The sequence below is a fragment of the Bacteroides sp. BFG-637 genome (genome assembly GCF_024793605.1).
In the GTDB taxonomy this organism is placed as follows: Bacteria; Bacteroidota; Bacteroidia; order Bacteroidales; family Bacteroidaceae; genus Bacteroides; species Bacteroides vicugnae.
In genome coordinates, this window is sequence record NZ_JANUPD010000002.1 from 4,963,314 (window position 1) to 4,988,629 (window position 25,316).

Below are 25,316 nucleotides of genomic sequence, written 5' to 3' on the forward strand. Positions count from 1 at the left end.
AGTCATATCATAATAGATGCAGATTCACTCCCTCAAATAAGTAATTACATACTTATCGTTTAGAGTAAATCTGCATTTATTTTACATACCTTTCTTTATACCTAATTTTATAAGAAGAGCATTCATAGGATATGCACAGAAGAAGCCGAAAAGCATAGCCAACTGCATCATAAACCAGAATATCCATGTGTCTTTGGGTAATGGTTCATTGATGAACAACACAAAATAGACAATTGCCATCCAGCCGTACATTCCTACCTGCCAGGACAAAAGAGAAAAGAAATCCGCTTTGAAAGCACGAGCTAAGGCATTGCCTACTGATATTTTTTCCATCTCCCGAATAGCATAGGAATTGGAAATAAACACCAATCATCAAAGCCAGAATAAAGTCAAGTACCCAATTACCAAATAGCTGACTTCCTGCCACAGTTACAGGAACATAGTTTGTGAACCACTCTCCTATGATATCTGCCAATGTACATCCTGCACCACAATGAAGCGCAGACAAAGCTACCGATTGCCAATAAGGACGTTGCATTCCTTGCATCGACATTTCTCCCGGCATGGCCATATCCATCGCCATATTATCTTTCATACCGGACATATCCATTCCCTTCATATCAGACATATCCATTTTCATCCTAACATCCTCAACTTTCATCGGACCACTCCGTCCAAACTTATTATACGCCCATAAAGCTAAATAACTTCCCCATAATGCAGATAATATCCAGACTGCATTCATTATCTTCATTGATTGCGGACGATGTGTCAGGTCTATGGCAATATGTACTGCAATTCCGATACCTGAACATACTAAGAAAACGGCTATTAAATTGAGCATGACTGTATGTTTTTTAAAGTTTCAGATTACAAAACATCCTTTATTTATGAATAGTTCACCCCATTACTTTTAATTTTATCCTATCGAACTATTCTACACACGAGTTGTTATCATTTCATAATCAAAACAATAGAAATATGAGCAGACGTAGACAGTTAGAGCATGAAGTATCTGTTGCTCAAGAAAGAATAAAGAAAGCTGCAAAAGATACACCGAAGGATATCCTGAAATTATGGGAACAAGAGCTGGTAGACCTGGAATTGGAACTCAATAATATGGTGGATGATGAAGAAGATAACAATGAGGATTAACAGAAGAAAGGCGCGCTAGTTTCCTAGTGCGCCTTTCTCTATTACTGTATATGTATTCAGTATTAATTCTTTGGCAATGCTTCTTTTACTACCATTGAACGACCTACATATTCTGCACCGTTCAATTGTTCGATAGCTTTAGCAGCTTCTGCATCATCCGGCATTTCGATAAACGCAAAACCTTTTGATCTTCTAGTTTCACGATCTGTGATTAACTTTACTGAAGCAACTGTTCCATACTCTTCCATTACATGTCTCAAATCTGATTCCTTAACATTATAGCTAAGATTTCCAATGTACAAATTCATAAAATACAAATATAAAAAATTAATAATTCAATAAGAAAGTTTTAGGAAGATCTTAATTAGAGATGGATATGCTCAAATAAATGAGAAGATTCACGTAAAAAAATCAAATCGTAATAAACCTCTTTATTGTTGTTGGTACAAAGAAAAGCATTATTTGGGGATATTGCACTATATTCTCTCCTTTTTCTTCTTGTAAAACATCTTTTTTATGAAAATAGGCCAATACTTAACGTTCTTATTCTTTTATATCAAGCCATTCCATATAAACTACCGGATTAGTCTTTCTGTAGATTCTTCGCTACAAATTCCTCAAAAAACGTTTTCTTATAGTTTCCACCTCCTATTCCTATCTCATAAGACTTAATAAAAATATCATTGGTATCAAAAGAGTCAATCCGTGAGGTATTGACAATATAGGACTTGTTTATCCGGAGAAACTGTTTAGCGGGCAGTTGCTCATGAATATTTTTCAGATTCATCTTAGTTATCACCCGCTGATCTTCCAATTGGAGAATGGAATAATCCTTTAGTCCTTCAATAAAAAGAATATCACTGAAGTTTATCTTGATATAGCGTCGTTCCGATTTGATGAAAATATATTCTTCCTGTATCTCCTCCACTCTTTCGGCTGTTTCCGACAATAACAGTTTATGATATGCTATTGCCTTATTGACTGCTTTCAGAAAACGGTTCATTTCAATAGGCTTCACCAGATAATCAATGGCACTTACTTCGTAACTATCGAGTGCATATTCCGCATACGCCGTTGTAAAGACAATCAATGTATTCACGGGAATACTTTGCGCAAACTCTATTCCGGTAATTCCCGGCATCTGAATATCAAGGAAAATCAGATCAACCGTATATTCATTTATATAAGCGGACGCTGCGATAGCGTTATTAAAGCTACCCACCAATGTCAGTTGTGGAATCTGTTCCACCAATGACTTCATACCTTTGCGAGCTACCGGCTCGTCATCAACAATAATACAATTCATAAGTTTAGATGTAAGTTGACATTATAAGTTGTTTCTTTATCTTCTATCTGTAACGTGTACCGTGATTCATAAAGTAAATCCAGTCTGCGTTTCACATTGGCCAACCCTATTCCCCCTTCCCGCTTAACAGGAACACGGGGCTTAGAATTCTCGCAACGAAACGTCAACTGTTTATTATGCACAGAAAAATACAGGTGAATATAAGATAAATTGTCGCTATCCAAATTGTGTTTCACTGCATTCTCTACAAAAGGGATAAACAACAACGGAGGAATACAGATATTTTCCATATTTCCCTCTTGAAAAATAGTATATTCAAAATGATCCCTTCTCACCTTCTCCAATTCAAGAAAACTGGTGAGAAACTGTATATCTGCAGTAAGAAAGACTTCTCTTCTTGTACTGTCATTCAACTGGTAACGAAGTAGATTGTCCAGTTTCTCCAATATCTGTGAAGCCTCATCCGGAGCATCCTTTACCAAAATATTGGCATTATTCAGCATATTAAAAAGAAAATGCGGATTGATCTGTTTCTTTAATTGTTGCAATTCTGCCTGCTTAGTTGCCTTCTCCAATTCAAGAATCTTTTTATCGGAGACAACCCAGCGGCGGAATAGTTCAAAGCTCGTACAGCCACCTGCACTTAATAGTAGTACTAATACTCCATAAGCAATACTATCAAAAGAAACAGCATGGTTATCCTGTATACAAAACCCACGAATACCGTACCGTTGATATAATGGAGACAGAAATATAAATCCTAATAATACACTCACTAAATTGACTCCGAAAAACGAGATCCAATAACACCATAACTTGCGCTTGGCCTTATACAGGAAACGGGGCACTAACCAATATATATTCAGATAGATAGGAAACGCAAAAACCAATATACTAACCGGATATGCATATCGGAAACCTTCTCCAGTAAAATCTCCATATACATTCTGAAAGCCTAAAAAGAGTATAATAAATAGCAATAGTAAATTACTGATAAGCCTGAAACGGTCATTTACCAGATTCTTCCCCCAATCGTATACATTCCAGGTATCTTTCATAATTCCAACATTAAACTAATGGTACACAACATTCCATCATTATAGCCACTTTTTAATTGATAACCTCCCGGATATAGCAAGTCCAATCGTTGCCGTAACTTGTCAAAAGCAGGTACTATTTGCAGACTTTCCTTTTTTCGCAGACAGTATGTACAAATGAATCGAAGCTGATTCTCTTCCATTTGAAAATCGATCCTTATATTTTCTCCCTTTCCATTCTCTCCACATACCGTTGTCCGAATCACATATTCTATCACAGGCATAAACAATAAAGGAGGAACTTGTATATATCGCACTTCATTCAGGATGTTGACTTCAAAATTAAACTCCGGATTGCATAATTTCTCCAACTTCATATAATCAGTCATAAAATCGATATCATCTCCCAACAATACCTGTTGCCGTTCACTTTCATAAAGTTGGTATCGAAGCAACCGGCTTAATTTAAAGATAAGCAATGATGCCTTTTCTCCATCTTCCTCCAACAAGGTTCGCACCTTATTCAATATTCTCGAAAAAAACTCCGGTTGAAGTTGATCTTTCAAATGATTTAGATCAGTCTGTATGCTAATATTCTCCAATTCGTTTAATCGTTGTTGATAGGCCACCCAGCGATGCAGAAAAATAGTAAAAGAAAAAGCCAGAAAATAGAGTATCAGCGCCAATGCATTTATCAACAGAAAGAAAGGGAGATCACTGTTTAGTCTTTGCATCTGTTCGGGTATAACATAATATTGCCCTAGAAAACAAATAGCACCAACCATGGCGGTCAGCATAAATCCAACAAGGCAACTCAAATATATGATATACTTTTTATATCTACGCTGAAACAGATAACCGGGAATTAACCAGTAAGTATGCAGATTTATGATTCCCCATAAGATGACAGAAAGTAAAAGACTAACTCCCGTAGAAAGATTTAGCCCTAAACTATCGCTTTCGACAAAAGTGCCTCTGAACACTAAAAAGGAGACTACAAGAAATATCCCTATTTGCTTCAGTAACGTATATAATAGCATCTTAACTGACATCAGGCGATAAAGTTACCATTTTTTTAGAACTTATACTTCATTCCCACCGAAACATACATTGCCGGTTTAAAATAAGGGTCAGTCTCTCTGGACATATCTGCGAAAAAGGCTTTTAAAGTGCGGGTAGTGTAATAAGCTATTCTGCTGCACGATACACCGGCAGTAGCAGTAACAGAAAAAGAGTTCCCGATGCTTAACTCCGGCTGTAAACCTGCAATAATGAATTGCTGGGAAAACATAGTATCTTTCCCCTCCTTCTCCAACAAGGCCAGTGAACCGTTCATTTCCGCCAACAATCTTAGATTCAGAAATTTATTCATTCTCATTCCGACCGACACTTCCATGGCATTCAACATAGATACTTTTATTTGATAGCGTCCTTCAGTAGTCCAATCAAAATAAATAGCCGGAAATACCATCGGATAACCGAATGTGTTATTTACAGCCAATCCGGCTCCAAGAGATAAATTAGGCTTGAACTGCCGGATAAAAATAACTCCCCCTGTCCCAGAACATTCTTCAGTCTTACATCAGAAGCCGTATAGACTCCTGCGCCAACTGTCATTAACAATAACCATTTCTTGCTGATGGGACGAATATGAATGACGCTCAATTGCAAATTTATAATCTGATCTATATCTATATAAGATTGAAGGTTCTTATTGTTCATAGCTGTATAACTTCCTCCCGCTGAAAGCATCCAAGAAGTAGGCTGGCTCCTTTCATTCATTTTCTGTGAAACCGGAATGTTGACGTTTCCTTCAACAAACCGCATATCGCCTTTACCGTCTGTTTCCTGATTCTCTTCATTCTTATATCGTGAAGAAGAGATATATCCCGTTCTGACCGTCACTTGCGCATACGCATCTTCCGGCAACAATAAAATCAAAACAACCGCACTTAATAAAATACACTTCATCTTTTGTCTACTTTTAGGTTTGAATGCAACAAAAATAGAGCTAAACTAATCACCGCCGGGAAATTGTAGACGAAACCCTGCATTCTGTATACAAAACTATTGATAAAAGACAATCAATCATGAATGCAACCCAATCATCCTTTAACGACTTTATCGGACTGGATGGGAAGTTGGCAGATAAAAACAGAAATCCTGATTCATCACGAACCAGGATTTCTTTATGAGTATTACTACATTCGAAGTTTTATTTTATTCTTTTACTTCTTCACCTTTTTCGTTCATCAGCACTGTCAGTACCTGAACATCTTCCGTAGTAAGGACTACCTTATAAATCTTACCGCTTTCTTTTTCAGCGACATAAGCTTCCGTAATGGCAGCACCTTCATAATTTTTAGCGATCGCCTGTACTACTGCCTCCGGCAGTTCTTTAACATCAATCTTTGTAAACTCATCCTGTGGAGCCTGTACGTTAGTTTCTACAGTTGTAGCGTTACTAACTTCCTGTGCAAATGCTACAGAGCTACCCAATCCCATCACCAATGCTACTGCTACTAATACCTTTTTCATAATCGTAATTTTTTTAAGTGTGAACTACTAAATCATTATTAACTTGTTTCTTACACTTAATAGGTAGCAAAAGAGGTACCAAAGTTCCAGAATGAGCATACATCATTAGTAATCAATCAAATACAAGATACACTCATTTATTATATTGTAGAACTAGTGTGGAATTGTGTAGAAAGTGACGGCAATAATTGGGGAAAATATGCCGATTTACCACTGGCAATCAAAATTATATTCTGAACCCCCTGCACATTTCGCCGACACACCATCGTCTTTCAATCATCCACAATGGAAATACTTATTTACTAAATCCAGCATTTCCATCGGCTTTCCTTCCAGATCCGCACGCAACGTTTTATCTTCGTAACTGCGAAGTCTGCGGATGATACCGTCAATCATTGCCGGACTAAACACATTATATTGCTCAAAGATTGCCCGTTGTTGTTGCAAGCAATCGGCAGAAGCTTCACAGCTATCCGGCAGTTGCGCCAGTGATTTCAGTTTATCTTCATTCTCTTTCTGATGGATATTCACATTTACATAAGTTTTTTCAGCAATATCCAGCGCATTTTCAATCTCAAAACCATGACGGCAGGCAACAGCCAAACCAGCCAATAATTGATATAAATCTGCCGAACCATCCGGAGAGCGCATTTCTACCGTCTGCTTCTGACTGGTGTCAAAATGACTTTCAGCTTCCAATGGGTTTGCCAATGTACACATATCTGTTTTTGCAGCCCATCCCAGAGGCACGCGCACTAATACAGAGCGGTTGCGGTCTCCCCAACAAACATTGGTAGGTGCTTCCTGATGAGGAACGAGACGGAAGTAAGAAGTAGGATTGGTATTTCCGAAAGCAGTAATTGACGGAGCAAGTACCATCATTCCGGCAATTGCCTTGCGTGCTGTATCCGACAAAACACCGTCTTTCAGCATCTGGTTCTTTCCATCTTTCATGATACGCATGTGGACATGCAAGCCCGAACCGGCTTTACCTGCCGTAATTTTTGGAGCAAAGGTTACATTGTATCCATATCTAAATCCCAGGTTACGAATCACCCATTTGGCAATCATTAATTGATCTGCTGCCTGCGATACAGGGACCGGCAGGAATTCTATTTCATTCTGCTCATAGATATAACCATCCAGCGTGAAATTACCTACTTCAGAGTGTCCATACTTTATTTGTCCGCCTGTCTGTGCGATGTAAGACATACATTGAGTACGGAATTCATTGAATTTAGCATAAGGACCCGATTCATGATAACCACGTTGGTCGGTTGCCTGAAACATACCGGTGTCCGGGGCTATTACATAATATTCCAATTCGCCCATTGCCTGAAATTCCATTCCGGTAACTTCTGTAAAAGTCTTGCTTGCTTTGTAAAGAGTATGTTCTGGTGCACTTTCAAGTGGTTCGCCGTCTTTATTGAAGAAAGAGCAAAGCATGGACAGCGTCGGAATCTCGGCAAACGGATCAACGAATGCAGTGCAAAAACGGGGAATCACATAAAGGTCACTACTGCCCGCTTCTATAAATGAGAAAAGGCTGGAACCGTCTACCCGTTCTCCACATGTGAGAATAGCTTCCAAATAAGCTTGATTGTTGATGACAAAGTTCAGAGTTTTCAAACGCCCGTCTCCCGCCGGATACATAAAATTAACCATGCGGATATCTTTTTGCTGGATAAATGAGATAATGTCAGCTTTTGTAAACTCTGAAGTTGGTTTTTGAAGGAATGCCACCAACTGGTTAGCATTCATTGATAAATCATAATTCATAATCGGTTGTTTTTCGTTGTTGTATGATTAAAACGGTTTGTTGAATGCCAAAGATAATGAAAAGATAGAAAATTAAGTAAGAAAAGATTTAATTATTTCTTTGTTATATTGCATTTACGTCTATTCTCCTATTTAAAACGCTTCAGGTCTTTCTTCTCAAAAATCCATTCCGGAGTGTATAGTTTCCCTGCATCCGTTTCCGTCAGCTCATACCAGGGAGAAAGGTCGCGGCTGGTTGGATTGACCAGAATATGAATCTGTTGGGCGGGCATATAGCTTTGTGCCAGGAGGCATCGGCACACTGCTGCAAATCGCGGTTGCCTATCTCCATATCTACGACTGCAAATGCAGCTGCCTGATTGGCTTTCTCTTTTCCATTGTAGAGTAACACTTTACTGCCTTTAGGCAGCATTGGCAAATTGCGCAAATAAGTTGTAAACGAATTAGCAGGGCAGGTCTCTCTGACATATCCTGACGGAGGAGCGATTCTATCTGCAAGCCTCTCCTGTCCCCATGACTGAAAGACTGTGAAAAGTAAGCCTGCACACATTAACAAATATTTCATATCGGTTCTTCTTATTTCATTCCAGACAAATATAAGTAATTATTATTGAAAACGAAGATAAATCACTTGCGCTTATCCTTTTTTATTCTAACTTTGTAGAAAGACGTGCAACAGAACTAAAATTGATAAGCTTATGGATATCCAAACTTTTATTCAAAATTTCAAAGAGGCATTCGGAGAAAAAGCTGAATTGCCTCTTGTTTTCTGGTACTCGGATGAGCAAAAAGGAGAGACAGAAAAGATAAACGGTTGCTTCTTTAAAGGTATGAAGACGGCAAGAGATGGTGGTATTATCAGCCTGAATGCCGAAAACATCGGCTGTGGCGGCGGTAAATTCTATACTGGTTTCACCGAAATGCCGGAACATGTGCCGACTTTCGTTTCACTCAAAGAGAAATACAAACAGACTCCCGAAATGGTCATTGACTTTATACAGCAAATCAGAGTTCCCCGAACAGAAAAAAAGTATCTTCATTTTGCACGTATAGATAAGGTAGAAAGTCTTGAAGAGATGGAAGGAGTTGTATTTCTGGCAAATCCGGATATGCTTTCGGGATTAACCACTTGGGCTTTTTACGATAATAACGCAGAAGATTGCGTCGTTTCTACCTTTGGTTCCGGCTGTAGTGCCGTAGTGACACAAGCCACGATAGAGAATCGTAAAGGAGGCAAACGTACTTTCCTCGGTTTCTTCGACCCATCGGTTCGCCCTCATTTCGAAGCTGACAAACTAAGCTATACCATACCTATGTCCAGATTTAAAGAGATGTATGAGACAATGCGGAAAAGCTGTCTATTTGATACGCATGCATGGGGAAAGATTAAGGAAAGGATGAATGGGTAGTCCTGCTTGTCTTTGGAAGTTTCCCATAAGGCAACAGTTTGCATACGGGGAAACTATGGTTATCTACGGGGGAATGAATTCTTTTCCTACGGGATTAAAATAATATACCAATCAGATTAAACCTTTTATCAGGAGAAAAGTCTTATTATTAATATATTATCGTTCTATTCAACATTAAAGTATCAACGAAAATGGAAACATCCGCCAAACTCTATTCGCTGAAACACAGCAATGTGAAAACCTACCTGTTCGCCTTACTGTTCGTAGCGGGTAACATTGCACTTCCACAATTATGCCATCTTATACCTTATGGTGGTCCTACCCTGTTACCTATTTACTTTTTCACGCTGATTGCGGCTTATAAATATGGTTTCCTTGTAGGATTATTGACTGCTATCCTTTCACCAGTCATCAATCATTTATTGTTTGCCATGCCCTCGGAGGCGGTACTTCCCATCCTATTAATCAAATCATCCTTACTCGCCGGAGCTTCAGCTCTTGCAGCACGTACTATAAAATCGGTTTCATTACTGGCCATTCTTGGTGTCGTACTCACTTATCAGGTCATAGGCACTGCATTTGAATGGGCCATCGTCGGAAGTTTCTACGAAGCAGTACAGGACTTCCGTATCGGTATTCCGGGAATGTTACTGCAATGGTTCGGCGGATACGCCCTCCTGAAAGCAATTGCAAAACTCTAAACTAATATAGAAAGATGGACAGAAGGGACTTTTTAAAAACAGTAGCTATCACCGGAGCCGCCCTGACTATACAGCGTTCAGAGGCTATGGAGGTGTTAACTCAAACAATCAATAAAGCAAACGGAAGCAATCCTGATCTGGTGGCCGTTATGGGTGGAGAACCCGAAGAGATGTTCCGCCGTGCCATAAGCGAACTGGGGGGTATGAAGCAATTCGTCAAACCGGGACAGAAAGTGGTTGTAAAACCTAATATCGGTTGGGACAAAGTGCCGGAACTGGCGGGAAATACGAATCCGAAACTGATTGAAGAAATCGTCAGACAATGTTTTTCCGCCGGAGCTAAAGAAGTGGTCGTGTTCGACCATACTTGTGACGATTGGCAGAAATGCTACAAAAACAGTGGTATTGAAGCTGCTGCCAAAAAAGCCGGAGCCAAAGTAATGCCTGCACATCTGGAATCGTATTACAAACCAATCGATCTGCCGAAAGGCAAAAAGATGAAGAAAGCCAAAGTGCACGAAGCGATTCTGGATTGTGATGTATGGATCAATGTTCCTATTCTGAAGAATCACGGAGGTGCGAATCTGACTATCTCCATGAAAAATCACATGGGGATTGTGTGGGATCGCGGATTCTTCCACCAGAACGATTTGCAACAATGCATCGCAGATATCTGTACATTACAGAAGAAAGCTGTACTCAACGTAGTAGACGCCTACCGGATCATGAAAACAAACGGTCCCCGGGGACGCTCTGCATCCGATGTTGTACTGGCAAAAGGATTGTTTATCTCACCGGATATTGTAGCCGTGGATACGGCTGCTGCCAAGTTCTTCAATCAAGTACGTGAGATGCCACTGGATACAGTAGGACATCTCGCCAATGGGGAAGCATTGAAAATAGGAACCATGAACATTGACAAATTGAATGTCAAGCGAATTAAGATGTAAAACAACCATGTTAAGAAGGCTACGTATTGGAATATCAGCACTTTTATTTGTGCTGATTTCTTTCTTTTTTCTCGATTTCGCAGAAATATTACCGAACAGTTTCCATCGGCTGGCACATTTGCAATTTGTTCCAGCTTTGCTTTCACTAAGTATAGGTATCTTATTATTTCTCATTGTGTTAACGCTTTTATTCGGGCGTGTATATTGTTCTACAATCTGCCCTATGGGTATCTTGCAGGATGTGATTGCACGAATTTCCAAAGCAACGGGAAAAAAGAAAAAAAGATATAGTTACAGTCCTGCAAAAAACAAATTGCGCTGGGGTGTGCTCGGACTGACAGTGATCGGGTTTTTATGCGGATTTACATTTATTGTTGGTTTGCTCGATCCATACAGTGCATATGGACGTGTAGTAGTGCACATATTCAAACCTATCTATATGCTGGGGAATAATCTGCTGGAATCACTCTTTGCCAGATTTGACAATTATACATTTTATCAGGTAGACACCTCCATCTTGAGCATTTCTTCCCTTCTCATCGCTATTATTACTCTTGCAGTCATCTTTGTAATGGCATGGAAACATGGACGGACATGGTGCAATACGATTTGTCCCGTAGGAACAATATTGGGATTATTGAGTCGATTTTCATTATTCAAAGTCCGTATTGATACTGCCAAATGTAATGGATGCGGGCTTTGTGCCACCAAATGCAAAGCAGCTTGCATCAATAGCAAAGAACACGCTATTGATTATAGCCGTTGTGTAGATTGTTTCAACTGTCTGGGAGCATGCAAACAAAAAGCATTAGTCTACGCCCCTTCTTTCAAAAAACAGTCTGATGTAGAAACTCCTGCACCATCATCACCGGATTTGGATTCATCCAAACGCCGTTTTTTGGTCGCCGGTCTTGTTACTGCCGGAGCAACCCCCAAACTCATCTCCCAGGCCAAGGAATCTGTAGCAAGTCTGGAAGGTAAGAAGGCATACAAAAAGGAGAATCCGATCACTCCTCCGGGGTCTATCAGTCGGGGACACTTCCAACAGCAATGTACATCCTGTCATCTTTGTGTCAGCAAATGCCCTTCTCATATCTTGAAACCGGCTTTCATGGAATATGGCTTGGCAGGCATGATGCAACCTACTGTTAGCTTTGAGAAAGGATTTTGTAACTTTGACTGTACTGTCTGTGGAGATGTCTGTCCCAATGGAGCAATTCTTCCCATAAGTGTAGAGCAAAAACATCTTACACAAATGGGATATGTTGTTTTCATCAAGGAAAATTGCATTGTTTATACTGATGGAACCAGTTGCGGAGCCTGCTCCGAACACTGTCCCACGCAAGCAGTGGCGATGGTGCCGTATAAGGGCGGATTGACAATTCCTCATGTAAATCAAGAAATATGTGTAGGTTGTGGAGGATGTGAATATGTTTGCCCCGCCCGTCCATTCCGCGCCATCTATATCGAAGGAAATCCTGTACAAAAAGAAGCAAAGCCATTTAAAGAAAGCGAAGAGCACAAAGTTGAGATAGACGATTTCGGATTCTGACCGGCATGGTGCCGGAGCAGAGTTTCCATCCGTATTTTATGTTCTATGCCGGTTTATTTCAAATGTGAATAAGACAGATGGTATGGATTTTAAAAAAAACTATCCATTATATTCCTCCTACTCTCAATAAATTCACTAAATTCGTGGCGAACTAAAGAAAGCAATTCATGGAGGTATTCACAAATAACTGGAATAGCCGGAAATATCAGATTGGCTATGCACTAAGCGGAGGATTTATTAAAGGATTTGCCCATTTGGGAGTCATGCAAGCTCTTCTGGAACATGATATTAAACCGGAAATCATCTCTGGAGTAAGTGCAGGAGCACTTGCAGGTGTCTTTTATGCCGACGGCAACGAGCCACACAAAGTACTTGATTATTTCTCCGGACATAAATTCCAGGATTTAACCAAATTGGTGATCCCCAAGAAGGGATTATTTGACCTCTGTGAATTTATTGATTTTCTCCGGACTAACTTAAAAGCAAAAAAACTGGAAGAGCTACAACTTCCCCTGATTATCACAGCAACTGACCTCGATCACGGTCGCATGGTTCACTTTCATCGGGGAAACATAGCGGAACGGGTCGCAGCTTCCTGCTGTATGCCTGTCATGTTTTCTCCGGTTAACATAGAAGGCACTAACTATGTGGATGGAGGATTGATGATGAATCTTCCGGTCTCTACCCTGCGCAGGATTTGCGATAAGGTGGTAGCTGTCAACGTAAGTCCCATCATGGCACAGGATTACAAAATGAATATTGTAAGCATTGCTATGCGCTCATTCCATTTCATGTTCCGCGCCAACACCTTTCCCGAAAGAGAAAAATGCGATTTATTAATCGAACCATACAACCTATACGGATACAGTAACACAGAACTGGAGAAAGCTGAAGAAATCTTCGAGCAAGGATATAATATGGCTAACGAAATACTTAATCAACTGTTGGAAGAAAAGGGGAAAATATGGAAATAACCTCCTATCCATCAGAAATAAGAATGAAGACGAATATTAATAATCTACTCTATATGAATGACGAAAATAAAATAATTATCTACCAAGTATTCACCCGCCTGTTTGGAAATAATAATAACCACTGTGTCTACAACGGAGACATTGCTACCAATGGCTGTGGGAAAATGGCTGATTTCACACTCAAAGCACTTGGTGAAATCAAGAAACTGGGTACTACGCATATATGGTACACAGGCATCATTGAGCATGCCACTCAAACGGACTATCGCCGTTATAACATCAGCCCGGATCATCCTGCCGTTGTAAAAGGAAAAGCGGGTTCTCCCTATGCTATCAAGGATTATTATGATGTAGATCCTGACTTGGCTAACGATGTACAAGGACGTATGAAGGAATTTGAGAATCTGGTACATCGCACACATCGCACAGGTTTGAAAGTGATTATTGATTTTGTACCTAATCACGTAGCACGCCAATATCATTCGGATGCACAACCGGACGGTACGACCGAATTGGGAGCTAATGATGACTCCAGCCAATCTTTCAGCCCATATAATAATTTCCTATTATATTCCGCAAGCGGAACTTCATGCCCAGTTCGATATGAAAGACGGTGCAGCAGAGCCTTACCGGGAATTCCCGGCGAAAGCTACCGGTAACAACCGTTTTGATGCTACTCCCAATATCACCGACTGGTATGAAACAGTGAAATTAAACTATGGAGTGGATTACCAGAATGGCGGTACCTGCCACTTCTCCCCGACTCCGGATACTTGGATAAAGATGCTGGACATTCTTCTTTTCTGGGCATCAAAAGACATTGACGGTTTCCGCTGCGACATGGCCGAAATGGTTCCTGTTGAATTCTGGGAATGGGCTATTCCTCAAGTAAAAGAGGCTTATCCTGAAATACTTTTCATCGCAGAGGTTTACAATCCCGGTGAATACCGCAACTATCTGTTCCGCGGCAAGTTTGATTACCTGTATGATAAGGTAGGGCTGTATGATACATTACGTAATGTAGCTTGTGGATATGAATCTGCATCTGCTATCACTCATTGTTGGCAAAGCCTGAATGGAATAGAGAAAAAGATGCTCAACTTTCTTGAGAACCACGACGAACAGCGCATCGCTTCTGATTTCTTTGCCGGCAACCCGCGTAAAGGAATTCCCGCACTGATTGTTTCCGCCTGTATGAACACTAATCCTATGATGATCTACTTCGGTCAGGAGTTTGGAGAACTGGGCATGGATAGTGAAGGATTCAGTGGAAGGGACGGACGGACTACCATATTCGATTATTGGAGCGTAGACACCATACGACGCTGGCGCAACGGAGGCAAATTTGACGGGAAGATGCTTACTGAAGAGCATAAGCACCTCTACTCTATCTACCAAAAAGTACTGACTATTTGTAACAAAGAGCAGGCAATCAGCAAGGGAGTATTCTTTGACTTAATGTATGCCAATATAAACGGATGGCGTTTCAATGAGCATAAGCAATATACTTTTATGCGAAAATATAAAAATGAGATTCTGTTTTTCATTATTAATTTCGACAGTCAACTGGTAGATGTTGCTATCAATGTGCCTTCACATGCTTTCGACTTTTTACAGATTCCTCAAATGGAATCATATCAGGCCACTGATTTGATGACGGGGGCTAAAGAAGAAATCAGCCTATTACCTTATAAACCCACGGATGTTTCAGTAGGAGGCTATAACGGAAAGATTTTGAAGATTACTTTTTAAGTAAAAAGACTAAGACCTGTATACCCTTCATCCCTCGGTCACTTATGAATGACCGGGGGATTATTTTATGCACATCACTCAAACAAATATTCTCAAAGGCTGTTTAGTTAGATAAATAATCCTCTAAACTCAAAGCTTATGAAGAAATTTATGATTTGTGCTATCGCATTGTTTCTACTATTATCTACATCTGCCTTTGGAGATACCCCTCCCGGCAATGTACAGTCAACTTTCAAGAAAATGTATCCCAAAGCAAATGGCGTCGCCTGGTCACAAGACGATGGATATTATTGTGCCAACTTTCCAATGAATGGATTTACTAAAAATGTGTGGTTTGACGTCCGGGGACAATGGGTGATGACGCAGACAGATCTTGTCAGTCTCGACCGGCTCACTCCAACAGTCTATAATGCCTTTGTATCCGGGCCATACGCAAATTGGGTGGTAGATAATGTGACAATGGTGGAGTTTCCCAAATGGCAGGCCATTATAGTAATTAAGGTAGGGCAAGATAATGTTGACATCAAATATCAGTTATTCTATACTCCACAAGGGGTATTGCTCAAAACGCGCAACGTTAGTGATATGTATGACATTCTCGGGCCAAGTACCTTTCTGGAAAACTAGGAACTGAATCATAGAACAGGGTAATAAATGAGAAAGCCCCCACAAATATTATTGAATATCTGCGGGGGCTTCTTGATTTAAAGATAAAATTATTTTTTCTTTCTAAGTACTACGGCGGTACGGGCAGGAATATAGAGTTTCAACCACTCTTTCTTTTCCTTCTTGTACAGCGGATCGGTAATAGTGAAGTGCACGACAGAGTCGTCTGCCAAACCGTTTCCTCCAAATGCAACATCGTCCGTGTTCAGTATCACTTCATAAGCTCCCGGAGTTACCAGGAATCCATAATCAGTGAACGACTGCTTCGGATTAAAGTTAAAGACAAATATAAGGTCCTTACGTTCGTATGCCAATACCTGATCGCCATCATTATGCCATATTTCCTGAACTGGTGTTGCCTGGAAATCTTTCACACTCTTGATAACTTTCAGCATTTCTTTATCAAAATCACCCATATAGTGATAGGTCAGATTTTTGTTGTCCACCAAATCCCATTGGCGGCGGGCATATTTGCACGACCATCCGTTACCTTCACGCGGGAAATCAATCCATTCGGGATGCCCGAATTCATTTCCCATGAAGTTCAGATAACCTCCGTTGATAGTCGAAGAGGTCAGCAAACGAATCATTTTATGCAAAGCAATACCACGGTTGACAACATAATTTTCGTCTCCCTTCTGCATGTGCCAGTACATATCGGCATCAATCAGGCGGAAGATAATCGTCTTATCTCCTACCAATGCCTGGTCATGACTTTCTGCATACGAAACGGTCTTTTCATCCTGGCGACGGTTGGTTACTTCCCAGAACATGCTGGAAGGTTTCCAGTCTTCATCGATCTTTTCTTTGATTGTCTTGATCCAGTAGTCCGGAATATTCATAGCCATACGATAATCGAAGCCATAACCGCCATCTTCCACTTTGGCAGCCAGTCCCGGCATACCGGAAACTTCTTCCGCAATGGTTATCGCCTTCGGATTTACCTGATGAATCACTTCATTAGCCAGTGTCAGGTAACAAATCGCATTATCATCCTGATGACCGTTGAAATAATCTCCATAGTTACAGAAGGCTTCACCCAATCCGTGGCTGTAATATAACATAGAAGTCACTCCATCAAAACGGAATCCGTCAAACTTATATTCTTCCAGCCAGTACTTGCAGTTTGACAACAGGAAGTGGATTACTTCATTCTTGCCATAATCGAAGCAGAGAGAGTCCCAAGCCGGATGTTCGCGACGAGCGCCCGGATAAAAATACTGATTCGGATCACCGGCAAAGTTTCCTAATCCTTCTACTTCATTCTTCACTGCATGTGAATGAACGATGTCCATAATCACAGCAATCCCCATCTCATGAGCAGCATCAATCAGTGCTTTTAATTCATCGGGGGTACCAAAACGCGAAGAAGCAGCAAAGAAACTGGATACATGATAGCCGAAGCTTCCATAATATGGATGTTCCTGAATAGCCATAATCTGGATACAATTATATCCTTCTTCAGCAATACGAGGAAGTATTTTCTCGCGGAATTCGTTATATGTGCCCACTTTTTCCTCCTGCTGTGCCATTCCGATATGACATTCATAAATCAACAGCGGATTCGTGTCGGGCTTAAATGTTTTCTTCTTGAATTTATAGGGGTTCTCCGGAGCCCAGACTTGTGCACTGAATATTTTGGTCTGTTCATCCTGTACCACACGTGTAGCCCATGCAGGAATACGCTCGCCTTGTCCGCCTTCCCAATATACATTCAGTTTGTAGAGATCGCCATGATGAATGGCATCTGCCGGCAGATTGATTTCCCAATTGCCATTCTTTTGTTTTTCCAGCTTATAAGCAGCTTTCTCCTCCCAGTTATTAAATGTACCCACCATATAAATATGAGTAGCATTGGGGGCCCATTCACGGAAAGTCCACCCCTTATCGGTGCGATGCAATCCAAAATAAAGATACCCCGATGCAAAATCTGAAAGGGTTTGTTTTCCCTTATTCGTCAATTCAGCTTCTTTGTCTAATACATACTGATGACGCCCGGTAATAGCACCGGCAAAAGGTTCCAGCCAGGGATCGTTTTTTATGAGATTAAGTGTCTTTTCCATATCAGAATTGAATTAGGATTATGCTTTTACTTTTACAATTACTTTCTTCACACCATCCGGAGTGATACCGGGAGCATGACCGTCTTGCGGGAAAAAGATAGCAAACATTCCCGGTTTCACGGCAACGTATGTTTCTGCTAATCCTTCGAAGAAAGTAATATCTTTTTCTGCGTTATAAGGTGCATCTGCCGGAACACAGTCTTTAGCAGCAGTATACCCCATTATTTCTGTTCCCGACAATGGGATTTGAATATCAATAAATTCGTTATGAGTTTCCAGTTTGGCTTCCTCTTTTGTTTTAGGTTTGGTTTGTGCAATATTCACCAACAGATCTTTTCCTTTCAGTTCTGTCTTACCAACTTCCATGGCTTGGAGGTCATGAGACTTCAAGAATTCAATAGCTTGTGCAAACAGAGGGTTTAAAGACGCATATTTCTCCAGATTTTCTAAAGTATCTACTACCATATAAGTTAAATTTTAAAGTTTATATTCTAGGCATTATTTATTCAAAATCATCAATTGTATAATTTATAAAATCGGCAAACCGTTTGAATTGCCGGAACACTTTGTCTATCTGTTCCAACATATCCGGTCGGGTGAAGAAGTTATCGGGAACATTATAAGAGCAAACATATTCTTTACATTTCAAATAATCAATGTACTTGAAATCTTTCGGAAAACCTTTCGGAGCTGTTTTCAGAAAATCCTCTCCTATCACCGGAAAGTATTTCTTAAACTCCGGATCTTCTACGATCGCAACAAACTCTTCGATATTATCATAGATAGATTGTCGCACTGCTTTCAGGATATTGGTAGGCAGGCACAGGCTTCCTCCGGCAAGCATAGAACCATCCGGCTGCAAGTGTACATAATATCCACAATGATCGGACTTCTTTCCTTTGGCATTGATATAACCTCCGAAATGTATTTTATAAGGTGTTTTATCCGCAGAGAAGCGGGTATCCCGGTAAATACGATAAGTACAGTCTTTGGGCTGAATCCCCCGGATAGTTTCATCAAACAAGGAAATACGGGCGATCACTGTTGCCAAAAAGTTGTCGAACTCGGCACGGGCTGTTTCATATTCTGCCTTATGCTCATTAAACCACTCACGATTATTATTCGCGGAAAGATCTTTTAAAAACTGAAAGATAACGGGTATGTTCATCTTTATCATTTTCTATTATTACTCTACAAACGTACAAATTTTATTTCATATAAACTACAAAAGGGGGTAAAAGGACATAAAAAAAGCATCGGCCTGGTAAAACCGATGCTCTAACACATTTATCAAAAAAACAGACTCTTCTGTCTCTGACGTACTTTAGCTTTCACAAGTGAAGTACAATCTCTTTAATTAATCTTATATCTAATACTATGAAAAACACATAAATATAACAGTACAAAGGAGACATTTGTTCAGCAGTTCTCTGTATATTTCAGTTAATTATAGTTTATAGAATTAAATGTTTCTCATTTATAGGCAATATAATGCGTTTCCAGTCAATCATTGCGTTGAATAACATGATATGGGAATAGTCTTTCAAACATATTTGCGGAATGTCTTTCTCAACAATGAGCTGCCTGTCCAGAAATTCGCTTCGTTTCGTCCCACGGAGTAACGGATGAGCCGGTGTGAACCAAGTATCTCCGTCATAGAGAGCAACATTAGCTATAGAGGTATCTGTCAGATAGCCATTTCTCACAATTAAAACATCATCCGCCATTCCTCTTTGAACGTACAAAGCATTCAGTTCTTCCCGATGCGCACTTTTATAAGTATAATCAATGGTATCAGACACAACCAAATGCAAAGAAGAAACCTGTCGCATCTGATAAGGCGCATACGTAACTTCTTCCACTTCTTTTCCATATACAATCCGGCATTTATGAATTCCATTTAAAGTGGGCGGAGATATAAATTCCCGTAAATCCAGCGGAGTGCAGTCTTTCCAAAAAGCTGCACGGGTTTTATTAAAGCGCTCTGTGTGATAATCAAGATTATAAATCTGTCCATCCTCTATCCGGATAGTCTCAATAAATGGGTACATATACTTTCTGTTTCATTTCATTATACTCACTTTCCACATCACTCTGGCAGGTAATCCCACCTCCACTTTTAAAATACATCTTTTCCCCTTCCTGTTCTACAAAACGTATCATAACAGCACTATCTAAATCAATGCCATCAGAATATCCCATAACTCCTGTATAAAATCCTCTGTCGTAGGTTTCAGCTTCCTGGATAATCTGCATCGTCTTTTTCTTTGGAGCACCGGTAATAGAACCGGCTGGCAGTAATCTGAAAATAATATCTCCCAAATGCTCCTGATAATTTTCGGGCAATATACCCTGAATTTCAGAACTCGTCTGAAAAATGGCTCCCCGATTAGTCTGTAACCTATCCATATACCGATACCGGGAAACTGACACTCGGCTGGCAACCATACTTAAATCATTACGAATCAGATCTACAATGGTAGCATGTTCGGCAGTCTCTTTCGGATCATTCATTAATAATTGAGCAGCGGAGGGAATTGAAGCATCAATGGTTCCCTTCATCGGATATGAGCTAATTTTTCCCTGATGAATTCTAATAAATATTTCAGGAGAGAAAACCGTAAAACGGTCTTTAACCCATAACTTATAAATCGCTTTTGAGCGAAAATAAATATCTTTCAGAGTGAGATTGGTTTCTACCGGAGTGCGACACGTCAAATTTGTAAGGAAGCTATTTCCTGCCAGGATGTTCTGTCGCACGATATTAAACGAACGTTGATAGGAAAAGAAAGATTCTGCAAAAGGCTGCCAATGTAGTGAAGGCATTGCTTTTGCAGAGTAAGTAGCCATGTTATCTTCATCTGATATGGTCTGATTGGTAAATCCATTCAGATTATACAAAACTTCAGTAGAATCAACAGCAGCAACCTCCTCTATATAAGACACATCTTGTAGATAATTTATAATGAAAATGAAAGGACGATGGAGTTGTCCCAACTGATTCATTCGTTTGATAGCCTGTTCCTTATTATATAAGTGCATAAAATACTTCTACGTTTAGAAAAAGCAAATGTACACAAAAAGTATAGATTAGAAAAAGATAGCAATAAAAAAGGGTTGTCCGACGTGTCATATCGGCAACCCTTTATCATTTATAAGATTGGTAAAATTACTTCATAACAGCTTTTACTTGAGGAAGCATCTTCTTCACATTTTCATTTTCCGGAGAGATCTTAGCAGCTTCTTCCAGATAGTCTAATGCTTCTTTAAATCTACCATCAGCTTTTTCTTTTTCTGCAGCATATTTATCTGCATCAGAATTTGCCAAAGGAGCAGCTTTCTTCAGGATATTAGCGCCATCATTATAGCACAGAACTCCTAAACTGTACAATGCATTTGTTTTATACTGCTTGTGATCCAAAGGAATTACTTTCTTAAAACAGTCTTCTGCTTCTTCTGCTTTTCCGGCTTTCTGTGCAGCAAGTCCTGCTTTCAAATAGTGAAGGCTATAATTCTTTACCATTGTTGTATTCTTAGGATCTACTTTCAATCCTTCTTCCAATGTAGCTACATATTCAGCAGTCTTCTTTTGTGCATCTAAAGCCAAAGCTTTGCGAGCATAAGCATTTCCGATATTGAACTTCTTTTGAATTGCTATATCAAAAAGACTCACAGCTTCCGGATACTTCTTCACAGCATCGGCAGCTATACCACAATAATAAGCGGTTGCAGAATCTTGATTATTCGTTTGTTTCAAATATTCACTGAATTTCGCATACGCTACAGGATAATTTTTAGCATTAAATGCATCATTTCCTTCTTTTTTCAATTGCTCTGGGTCGGTTTGTGCAAAAACATTAGTCACTACAATACAAAATGCAAATAAAAAAATCAATTTCTTCATAACTTTATGTGTTTTTTAGTTGTTTATCGTTCAAAAGTAGAAGTTATAATAGAAAAACACAACCCTATTTTATTTTTTTGAGCTTTTTGAAACCTATATAACGTTCGTTATTCTTCGTAAAAATGGCGTTTTTCTATTTAATACTCCCAAACCATATAAATAAACAAAATTCATCTCTATTATAAACTACTGATTCATAGTCACAAAGAAATATATGAATAAAAAAATGCCGGAAAGTTTTTGAATTTTCATAAAAAGCACTACCTTTGCATCCGCAAATAAGGCTGGTTCCGTAGCTCAGCTGGATAGAGCAACGCCCTTCTAAGGCGTGGGTCAAGCGTTCGAATCGCTTCGGAATCACTATTAACATCCGGTAACAGTTAAATGTTATCGGATTTTTCTTTTAAATAGCTGATATTAAACGTTTTACTTTCGCCCCGTTTAACTTTTAATAACCTGCCTGTGTAGGCATATTTGTAGGCATATCCCCTCTACAGGCATAAAATAGGCATATAAAAATGACGGCAATAAGAGTTGTAAGACAAGGCAAAAAAGGCAAAACCGACCGGCTCCCCCTGTATGTGGAATTTTATATCAACCGCGAGAAAATAAGGATCGCGGTAAGGTTAAGTGTCACCTCTAAAGAATGGGATGAGCAAAACGAAGTGATAAAAGGCCGGGACAAAGAAAGTAAGGATAAAAATTTAATCATCTCCAATATCCGTTCACGAGTAAGCGATATATTTGTCCGTGCCCGTCTTAAAAATGAGACGCTGACAAAAGAAAGTTTCTTCCGCCAGTATAACAATCCCTCCGATTTTGGTACCTTCTTTGATTTTGCACGGGTTTACCTCAAACAAATTAGCAAAACTATTTCTTTCGGTACCTGGAAACATCACGTTTCTATCATCAAGAAACTGGAAACATTCGCACCCGGCCTTGTATTTTCAGAGATTACCCACGAATTTCTCCTGTCTTTCTTTGCATATCTTCGCAAAATAGGTAACATGGATTCTACGGCATGGCGTAACATGGCTACTATCAAAATATATGTAGGTGCCGCCATACGCGGCGGTTATATGGACCAGGACCCGTTCGCGGCCATAAAGATACGTCGCCCCAAAAGTGAAGTTATATACCTGACGGAAGAAGAACTCCTCCGTCTGACCGCCTTGTACCGGTCCGGCCGCCTGGAAGAATGTACCCAGAACGTACTCCGTTTTTTTCTGTTTCTTTGTTTTACTTCTTTGCATATAGGCGATGCAAAAGCATTGCAGATAAACCAGTTCATAGGGAATGAACTACACTACACACGAGGTAAGACAAAAATACCGGTAACTGTACCCTTATCGGACCCGGCACGTTATATCTATGAATATTACCGGGCCGGACGTACAAAAGGTAACTTGTTTATGAACCTTCCCACGGATCAGGATATAAACCGGGTATTGAAAACAATAGCCGGTAAAGTAGGAATAACAAAGGATATCAGTTCAAAGACCGGGCGGCATACATTCGCTACCTTGTATTATAAGAAAACACATGATATCGTAACGCTATCCCACCTTTTGGGACATAGTTCTATAACTATGACAATGGTTTACGCACATGCTCTGGAAGATGAACGCGAAGCGGGAATACACGCCTTTGATGATATGTTATAACTAAAAGAGTGAAGGGGAAACGTGTTTCCCGCTTCCCCCTTCACTTTTTCTACTCCAACGTATAAACGCTCCAGTCTATCGCCTTTTTAAGTTCCCAGCCTTCCTTTTGTGTCTCCTGTATATGTTTCACGGCACCGGTGTAAAACTCTTGTAGTTGCTGCATACTTGCAAACTCGTAAAACGTCGGGTTGTCTTCTTCCCCGAGCTTGAAAGTAACAGGAAGGTTTTCCCCGCCTGTCTGCAAGGCAAGATCGTACGCCGTCTTATAATTCATCTGGTTCTCCATGGAAAGCCAGACTTTCAGGCCGTTCCATACGTACCCGCTTTCGATCGTGTCGGTTATCTTCCGGTTATACCATTCATTAATAACCGCCTTGATTTCTGCCAGTGCGGGTAGATGATCGAACGTCTCTTCCATGTAACTACGCTGCACTCCTTCTGCTGTCTCTGTTTCCTGGTAATCCCACGTAATACGCCAGATTCCCCGGCGGCGGTTGGTACATCTTACCGGTTCCGCCTTGCTGTCTGCATAAATTCGTATCATTTCAAGTAAAATGTATAATTATCAATCCTTTTTCACTTACTTCACCTTCGCAATGTGCTTCAAAAGGCAGTTCTCCGTCTCTTGCCGCTGATTCACAAATGAAAAGTGTTTCCTCCAGGCTGGTAAAATACTTTCTCTCCTTGCCGTCGAGTTCCAGCTTTATAACAGTCCGGTTTCCGTTTTTCGTCGGAACATCCTTTTCATAATCAAGTACGATCACATCCTTGTTCATCAGTTCGGGCGACTTGATCCTTGCCCCGGTAAATCGTTTCCGTCCGTCTTTAGGCTTGTACTTGTAGCCCAGATCTTTTAATTTTTTCATTTTCTTTCCTGTTAGTTTATAAAATAAGTTCTTGCAATCGGCATGTTTTGTAAGCCCGTAAAATGAGGCGGTCAGCTCCTGCCTGCGTTTCTTGCTTTTAACCTTGTGCATCTTGCGGGCGAACTTTTGTTTGTTACGCTTCCTTAACCGTACATGATCCGGGCGGGTTACATATCCCAGGAAGTCGATACCTTCGGTGATCGGGAAAACGGTATCATTGCTTTTAATCTCCAGGCGGGCTTTACGGGCCTGTTCATGAATGATATCCCTAACCTTCCAAAGGTATTTCTTACTACCGGAAAGCACCAGACCGTCGTCACAATACCGGTAATAGTGTGCTACTGCCTCCTGATCCTTTAACCGGTGATCCAGGTAAATGGATAGAAGCAAATTACAAAGCCCCTGTGATGATCTTAGCCCGATACTTACGCCTTTAGGCATCATGCGGATGCACTCTTCCAGGATTCCGATTAATATTTTATCCTTGAACATCTTTTTCACTGCATCCAGCAAAATGTCCTGGTCTACGCTTTCATAGAATTTCGTTATATCGAACTGGTACCCGAACAGGGTTCCTTCGGGATCATCCTTTATATCTTTAACGATATACTGTAAAAGGTCATGCGTTCCCCTGTTTTTAATGGATGCGGAAGTAGTCCGGATAAAACGTACTTTCAAATGCCGGTCCACCACATTCATAACAGCGTTAAGAACGATCCTGTCCTCCAGGGAAACCGATTGTACGGTCCTTACCTTCGGCCCGTCGTCTACGGTCATTTCCCGATATCCTCCGAGCTTGAACCGCCCACTCCTGATCCGCTGCCTGATCCTCTCTACTGCCTTCGGGACATCCGCCAGTATTCTACGCCCGGCAAAGCTGCGCTTTCGTCTTCTTTTGCGCAATACCGTTTTTATGGCGTCCTCTATATTGGAGTCCTCGACAATCTCTTCTATAATATTATCTTCTCTCCACATGATAATTAAATTAGCCTTCAATTCC

Annotated in this window: 22 protein-coding genes, 1 tRNA gene and 4 pseudogenes; 10 read left to right on the plus strand and 17 right to left on the minus strand. The window is 40.3% G+C overall.

Annotated elements, in window-relative coordinates:
* Positions 1-81: 81 nt before the first annotated feature.
* Positions 82-844, minus strand: a pseudogene (locus NXX38_RS19280) (DUF4396 domain-containing protein).
* 137 nt (positions 845-981) lie between these two features.
* Here NXX38_RS19280 and NXX38_RS19285 point away from each other — a divergent pair.
* Entirely contained in the window at positions 982-1,155 is a 174-nt protein-coding gene (locus NXX38_RS19285) for a hypothetical protein (RefSeq protein ID WP_004303314.1), read from the plus strand.
* A 62-nt stretch (positions 1,156-1,217) separates the two neighbouring features.
* Here the strand turns inward: NXX38_RS19285 and NXX38_RS19290 are convergent, their stop codons facing one another.
* The 8 genes and pseudogenes from NXX38_RS19290 to NXX38_RS19330 form a co-directional block, all read right to left on the minus strand.
* The gene (locus tag NXX38_RS19290; protein WP_004295865.1) at positions 1,218-1,463 is read right to left on the minus strand and encodes an RNA-binding protein; all 246 of its coding nucleotides are present in this window, start codon (positions 1,461-1,463) and stop codon (positions 1,218-1,220) included.
* A 275-nt stretch (positions 1,464-1,738) separates the two neighbouring features.
* Positions 1,739-2,461: a LytTR family DNA-binding domain-containing protein gene (locus tag NXX38_RS19295; RefSeq protein WP_008777003.1), complete on the minus strand. Its 723-nt coding sequence runs from the start codon at positions 2,459-2,461 to the stop codon at positions 1,739-1,741.
* Positions 2,458-3,519 carry a sensor histidine kinase gene (locus NXX38_RS19300; RefSeq protein WP_148366627.1) on the minus strand — a complete coding sequence of 354 codons (1,062 nt, stop codon included), beginning with the start codon at positions 3,517-3,519 and terminating at the stop codon, positions 2,458-2,460. The genes NXX38_RS19295 and NXX38_RS19300 overlap by 4 nt, the downstream gene beginning before the upstream one ends.
* Complete coding sequence (locus NXX38_RS19305) at positions 3,516-4,316, minus strand: sensor histidine kinase (protein ID WP_258980718.1); 801 nt, start codon at positions 4,314-4,316, stop codon at positions 3,516-3,518. The genes NXX38_RS19300 and NXX38_RS19305 overlap by 4 nt, the downstream gene beginning before the upstream one ends.
* 257 nt (positions 4,317-4,573) lie before the next feature.
* Positions 4,574-5,469: pseudogene (locus tag NXX38_RS26980) on the minus strand (DUF6268 family outer membrane beta-barrel protein).
* Positions 5,470-5,718: 249 nt separating this feature from the next.
* On the minus strand, positions 5,719-6,036 hold the full coding sequence (locus NXX38_RS19320; protein ID WP_148366625.1) for a hypothetical protein: 318 nt from the start codon (positions 6,034-6,036) through the stop codon (positions 5,719-5,721).
* A gap of 276 nt (positions 6,037-6,312) precedes the next feature.
* Complete coding sequence (locus NXX38_RS19325) at positions 6,313-7,815, minus strand: glutamine synthetase family protein (RefSeq protein WP_148366624.1); 1,503 nt, start codon at positions 7,813-7,815, stop codon at positions 6,313-6,315.
* Positions 7,816-7,943: 128 nt separating this feature from the next.
* Positions 7,944-8,380, minus strand: a pseudogene (locus NXX38_RS19330) (DUF4846 domain-containing protein).
* A 133-nt stretch (positions 8,381-8,513) separates the two neighbouring features.
* Here NXX38_RS19330 and NXX38_RS19335 point away from each other — a divergent pair.
* From NXX38_RS19335 to NXX38_RS19365, 7 genes and pseudogenes are all read left to right on the plus strand, one after another.
* A complete protein-coding gene (locus NXX38_RS19335) occupies positions 8,514-9,224 on the plus strand; it encodes a DUF169 domain-containing protein (RefSeq protein ID WP_148366623.1) in 711 nt (236 codons plus the stop codon).
* A 191-nt stretch (positions 9,225-9,415) separates the two neighbouring features.
* Positions 9,416-9,925, plus strand: a complete 510-nt coding sequence (locus NXX38_RS19340; protein WP_148366622.1) for an ECF transporter S component — start codon at positions 9,416-9,418, stop codon at positions 9,923-9,925.
* Between the two features lie 14 nt (positions 9,926-9,939).
* Positions 9,940-10,875 (plus strand): DUF362 domain-containing protein, encoded by a 936-nt coding sequence (locus tag NXX38_RS19345; protein ID WP_148366621.1) that lies wholly within the window; start codon positions 9,940-9,942, stop codon positions 10,873-10,875.
* A gap of 7 nt (positions 10,876-10,882) precedes the next feature.
* The gene (locus NXX38_RS19350; RefSeq protein ID WP_258980726.1) at positions 10,883-12,427 is read left to right on the plus strand and encodes a 4Fe-4S binding protein; all 1,545 of its coding nucleotides are present in this window, start codon (positions 10,883-10,885) and stop codon (positions 12,425-12,427) included.
* Between the two features lie 167 nt (positions 12,428-12,594).
* The gene (locus tag NXX38_RS19355) at positions 12,595-13,401 is read left to right on the plus strand and encodes a patatin-like phospholipase family protein (protein WP_148366619.1); all 807 of its coding nucleotides are present in this window, start codon (positions 12,595-12,597) and stop codon (positions 13,399-13,401) included.
* Between the two features lie 53 nt (positions 13,402-13,454).
* Positions 13,455-15,153 (plus strand): annotated as a pseudogene (locus tag NXX38_RS19360) (alpha-amylase family protein).
* Between the two features lie 138 nt (positions 15,154-15,291).
* Positions 15,292-15,780: a PepSY-like domain-containing protein gene (locus NXX38_RS19365; protein WP_148366618.1), complete on the plus strand. Its 489-nt coding sequence runs from the start codon at positions 15,292-15,294 to the stop codon at positions 15,778-15,780.
* Positions 15,781-15,869: 89 nt separating this feature from the next.
* Here the strand turns inward: NXX38_RS19365 and NXX38_RS19370 are convergent, their stop codons facing one another.
* The 6 genes from NXX38_RS19370 to NXX38_RS19395 form a co-directional block, all read right to left on the minus strand.
* The gene (locus tag NXX38_RS19370) at positions 15,870-17,882 is read right to left on the minus strand and encodes an alpha amylase C-terminal domain-containing protein (RefSeq protein ID WP_258980728.1); all 2,013 of its coding nucleotides are present in this window, start codon (positions 17,880-17,882) and stop codon (positions 15,870-15,872) included.
* An 18-nt stretch (positions 17,883-17,900) separates the two neighbouring features.
* Complete coding sequence (locus tag NXX38_RS19375; protein ID WP_004295843.1) at positions 17,901-18,347, minus strand: YhcH/YjgK/YiaL family protein; 447 nt, start codon at positions 18,345-18,347, stop codon at positions 17,901-17,903.
* A 37-nt stretch (positions 18,348-18,384) separates the two neighbouring features.
* The gene (locus tag NXX38_RS19380; protein ID WP_004295842.1) at positions 18,385-19,059 is read right to left on the minus strand and encodes a DUF2461 domain-containing protein; all 675 of its coding nucleotides are present in this window, start codon (positions 19,057-19,059) and stop codon (positions 18,385-18,387) included.
* Positions 19,060-19,336: 277 nt separating this feature from the next.
* Positions 19,337-19,933, minus strand: a complete 597-nt coding sequence (locus NXX38_RS19385) for an aminotransferase class IV family protein (protein ID WP_148366616.1) — start codon at positions 19,931-19,933, stop codon at positions 19,337-19,339.
* Positions 19,917-20,924: an aminodeoxychorismate synthase component I gene (locus NXX38_RS19390; protein ID WP_148366615.1), complete on the minus strand. Its 1,008-nt coding sequence runs from the start codon at positions 20,922-20,924 to the stop codon at positions 19,917-19,919. Before NXX38_RS19390 ends, NXX38_RS19385 begins: the two co-directional genes overlap by 17 nt.
* A gap of 127 nt (positions 20,925-21,051) precedes the next feature.
* Positions 21,052-21,786 (minus strand): hypothetical protein, encoded by a 735-nt coding sequence (locus NXX38_RS19395; protein ID WP_148366614.1) that lies wholly within the window; start codon positions 21,784-21,786, stop codon positions 21,052-21,054.
* Between the two features lie 286 nt (positions 21,787-22,072).
* On the opposite strand from NXX38_RS19395, the gene NXX38_RS19400 reads away from it, so the two are divergent.
* Both NXX38_RS19400 and NXX38_RS19405 read left to right on the plus strand, forming a co-directional pair.
* A tRNA-Arg gene (locus NXX38_RS19400) sits at positions 22,073-22,146 on the plus strand.
* Positions 22,147-22,304: 158 nt separating this feature from the next.
* Positions 22,305-23,450 (plus strand): site-specific integrase, encoded by a 1,146-nt coding sequence (locus NXX38_RS19405; protein ID WP_004303351.1) that lies wholly within the window; start codon positions 22,305-22,307, stop codon positions 23,448-23,450.
* A 49-nt stretch (positions 23,451-23,499) separates the two neighbouring features.
* On the opposite strand, the gene NXX38_RS19410 is transcribed toward NXX38_RS19405, so the two are convergent.
* Together NXX38_RS19410 and NXX38_RS19415 are read right to left on the minus strand one after the other, a co-directional pair.
* Positions 23,500-23,994, minus strand: a complete 495-nt coding sequence (locus NXX38_RS19410; RefSeq protein WP_004325876.1) for a hypothetical protein — start codon at positions 23,992-23,994, stop codon at positions 23,500-23,502.
* A gap of 1 nt (position 23,995) precedes the next feature.
* Entirely contained in the window at positions 23,996-25,291 is a 1,296-nt protein-coding gene (locus NXX38_RS19415) for a reverse transcriptase domain-containing protein (RefSeq protein WP_004325875.1), read from the minus strand.
* Positions 25,292-25,316: the final 25 nt, after the last annotated feature.

Coding starts and splice junctions, on each gene's coding strand:
- NXX38_RS19375 (WP_004295843.1), bottom strand. CDS start 18,347: ATGGTAGTAGATACTTTAGAAAATCTGGAGAAATATGCGTCTTTAAAC.
- NXX38_RS19415 (WP_004325875.1), bottom strand. CDS start 25,291: ATGTGGAGAGAAGATAATATTATAGAAGAGATTGTCGAGGACTCCAAT.
- NXX38_RS19410 (WP_004325876.1), bottom strand. CDS start 23,994: ATGATACGAATTTATGCAGACAGCAAGGCGGAACCGGTAAGATGTACC.
- NXX38_RS19350 (WP_258980726.1), top strand. CDS start 10,883: ATGTTAAGAAGGCTACGTATTGGAATATCAGCACTTTTATTTGTGCTG.
- NXX38_RS19365 (WP_148366618.1), top strand. CDS start 15,292: ATGAAGAAATTTATGATTTGTGCTATCGCATTGTTTCTACTATTATCT.
- NXX38_RS19290 (WP_004295865.1), bottom strand. CDS start 1,463: ATGAATTTGTACATTGGAAATCTTAGCTATAATGTTAAGGAATCAGAT.
- NXX38_RS19380 (WP_004295842.1), bottom strand. CDS start 19,059: ATGATAAAGATGAACATACCCGTTATCTTTCAGTTTTTAAAAGATCTT.
- NXX38_RS19335 (WP_148366623.1), top strand. CDS start 8,514: ATGGATATCCAAACTTTTATTCAAAATTTCAAAGAGGCATTCGGAGAA.
- NXX38_RS19390 (WP_148366615.1), bottom strand. CDS start 20,924: ATGCACTTATATAATAAGGAACAGGCTATCAAACGAATGAATCAGTTG.
- NXX38_RS19295 (WP_008777003.1), bottom strand. CDS start 2,461: ATGAATTGTATTATTGTTGATGACGAGCCGGTAGCTCGCAAAGGTATG.
- NXX38_RS19345 (WP_148366621.1), top strand. CDS start 9,940: ATGGACAGAAGGGACTTTTTAAAAACAGTAGCTATCACCGGAGCCGCC.
- NXX38_RS19355 (WP_148366619.1), top strand. CDS start 12,595: ATGGAGGTATTCACAAATAACTGGAATAGCCGGAAATATCAGATTGGC.
- NXX38_RS19385 (WP_148366616.1), bottom strand. CDS start 19,933: ATGTACCCATTTATTGAGACTATCCGGATAGAGGATGGACAGATTTAT.
- NXX38_RS19340 (WP_148366622.1), top strand. CDS start 9,416: ATGGAAACATCCGCCAAACTCTATTCGCTGAAACACAGCAATGTGAAA.
- NXX38_RS19285 (WP_004303314.1), top strand. CDS start 982: ATGAGCAGACGTAGACAGTTAGAGCATGAAGTATCTGTTGCTCAAGAA.
- NXX38_RS19395 (WP_148366614.1), bottom strand. CDS start 21,786: ATGAAGAAATTGATTTTTTTATTTGCATTTTGTATTGTAGTGACTAAT.
- NXX38_RS19320 (WP_148366625.1), bottom strand. CDS start 6,036: ATGAAAAAGGTATTAGTAGCAGTAGCATTGGTGATGGGATTGGGTAGC.
- NXX38_RS19405 (WP_004303351.1), top strand. CDS start 22,305: ATGACGGCAATAAGAGTTGTAAGACAAGGCAAAAAAGGCAAAACCGAC.
- NXX38_RS19325 (WP_148366624.1), bottom strand. CDS start 7,815: ATGAATTATGATTTATCAATGAATGCTAACCAGTTGGTGGCATTCCTT.
- NXX38_RS19300 (WP_148366627.1), bottom strand. CDS start 3,519: ATGAAAGATACCTGGAATGTATACGATTGGGGGAAGAATCTGGTAAAT.
- NXX38_RS19370 (WP_258980728.1), bottom strand. CDS start 17,882: ATGGAAAAGACACTTAATCTCATAAAAAACGATCCCTGGCTGGAACCT.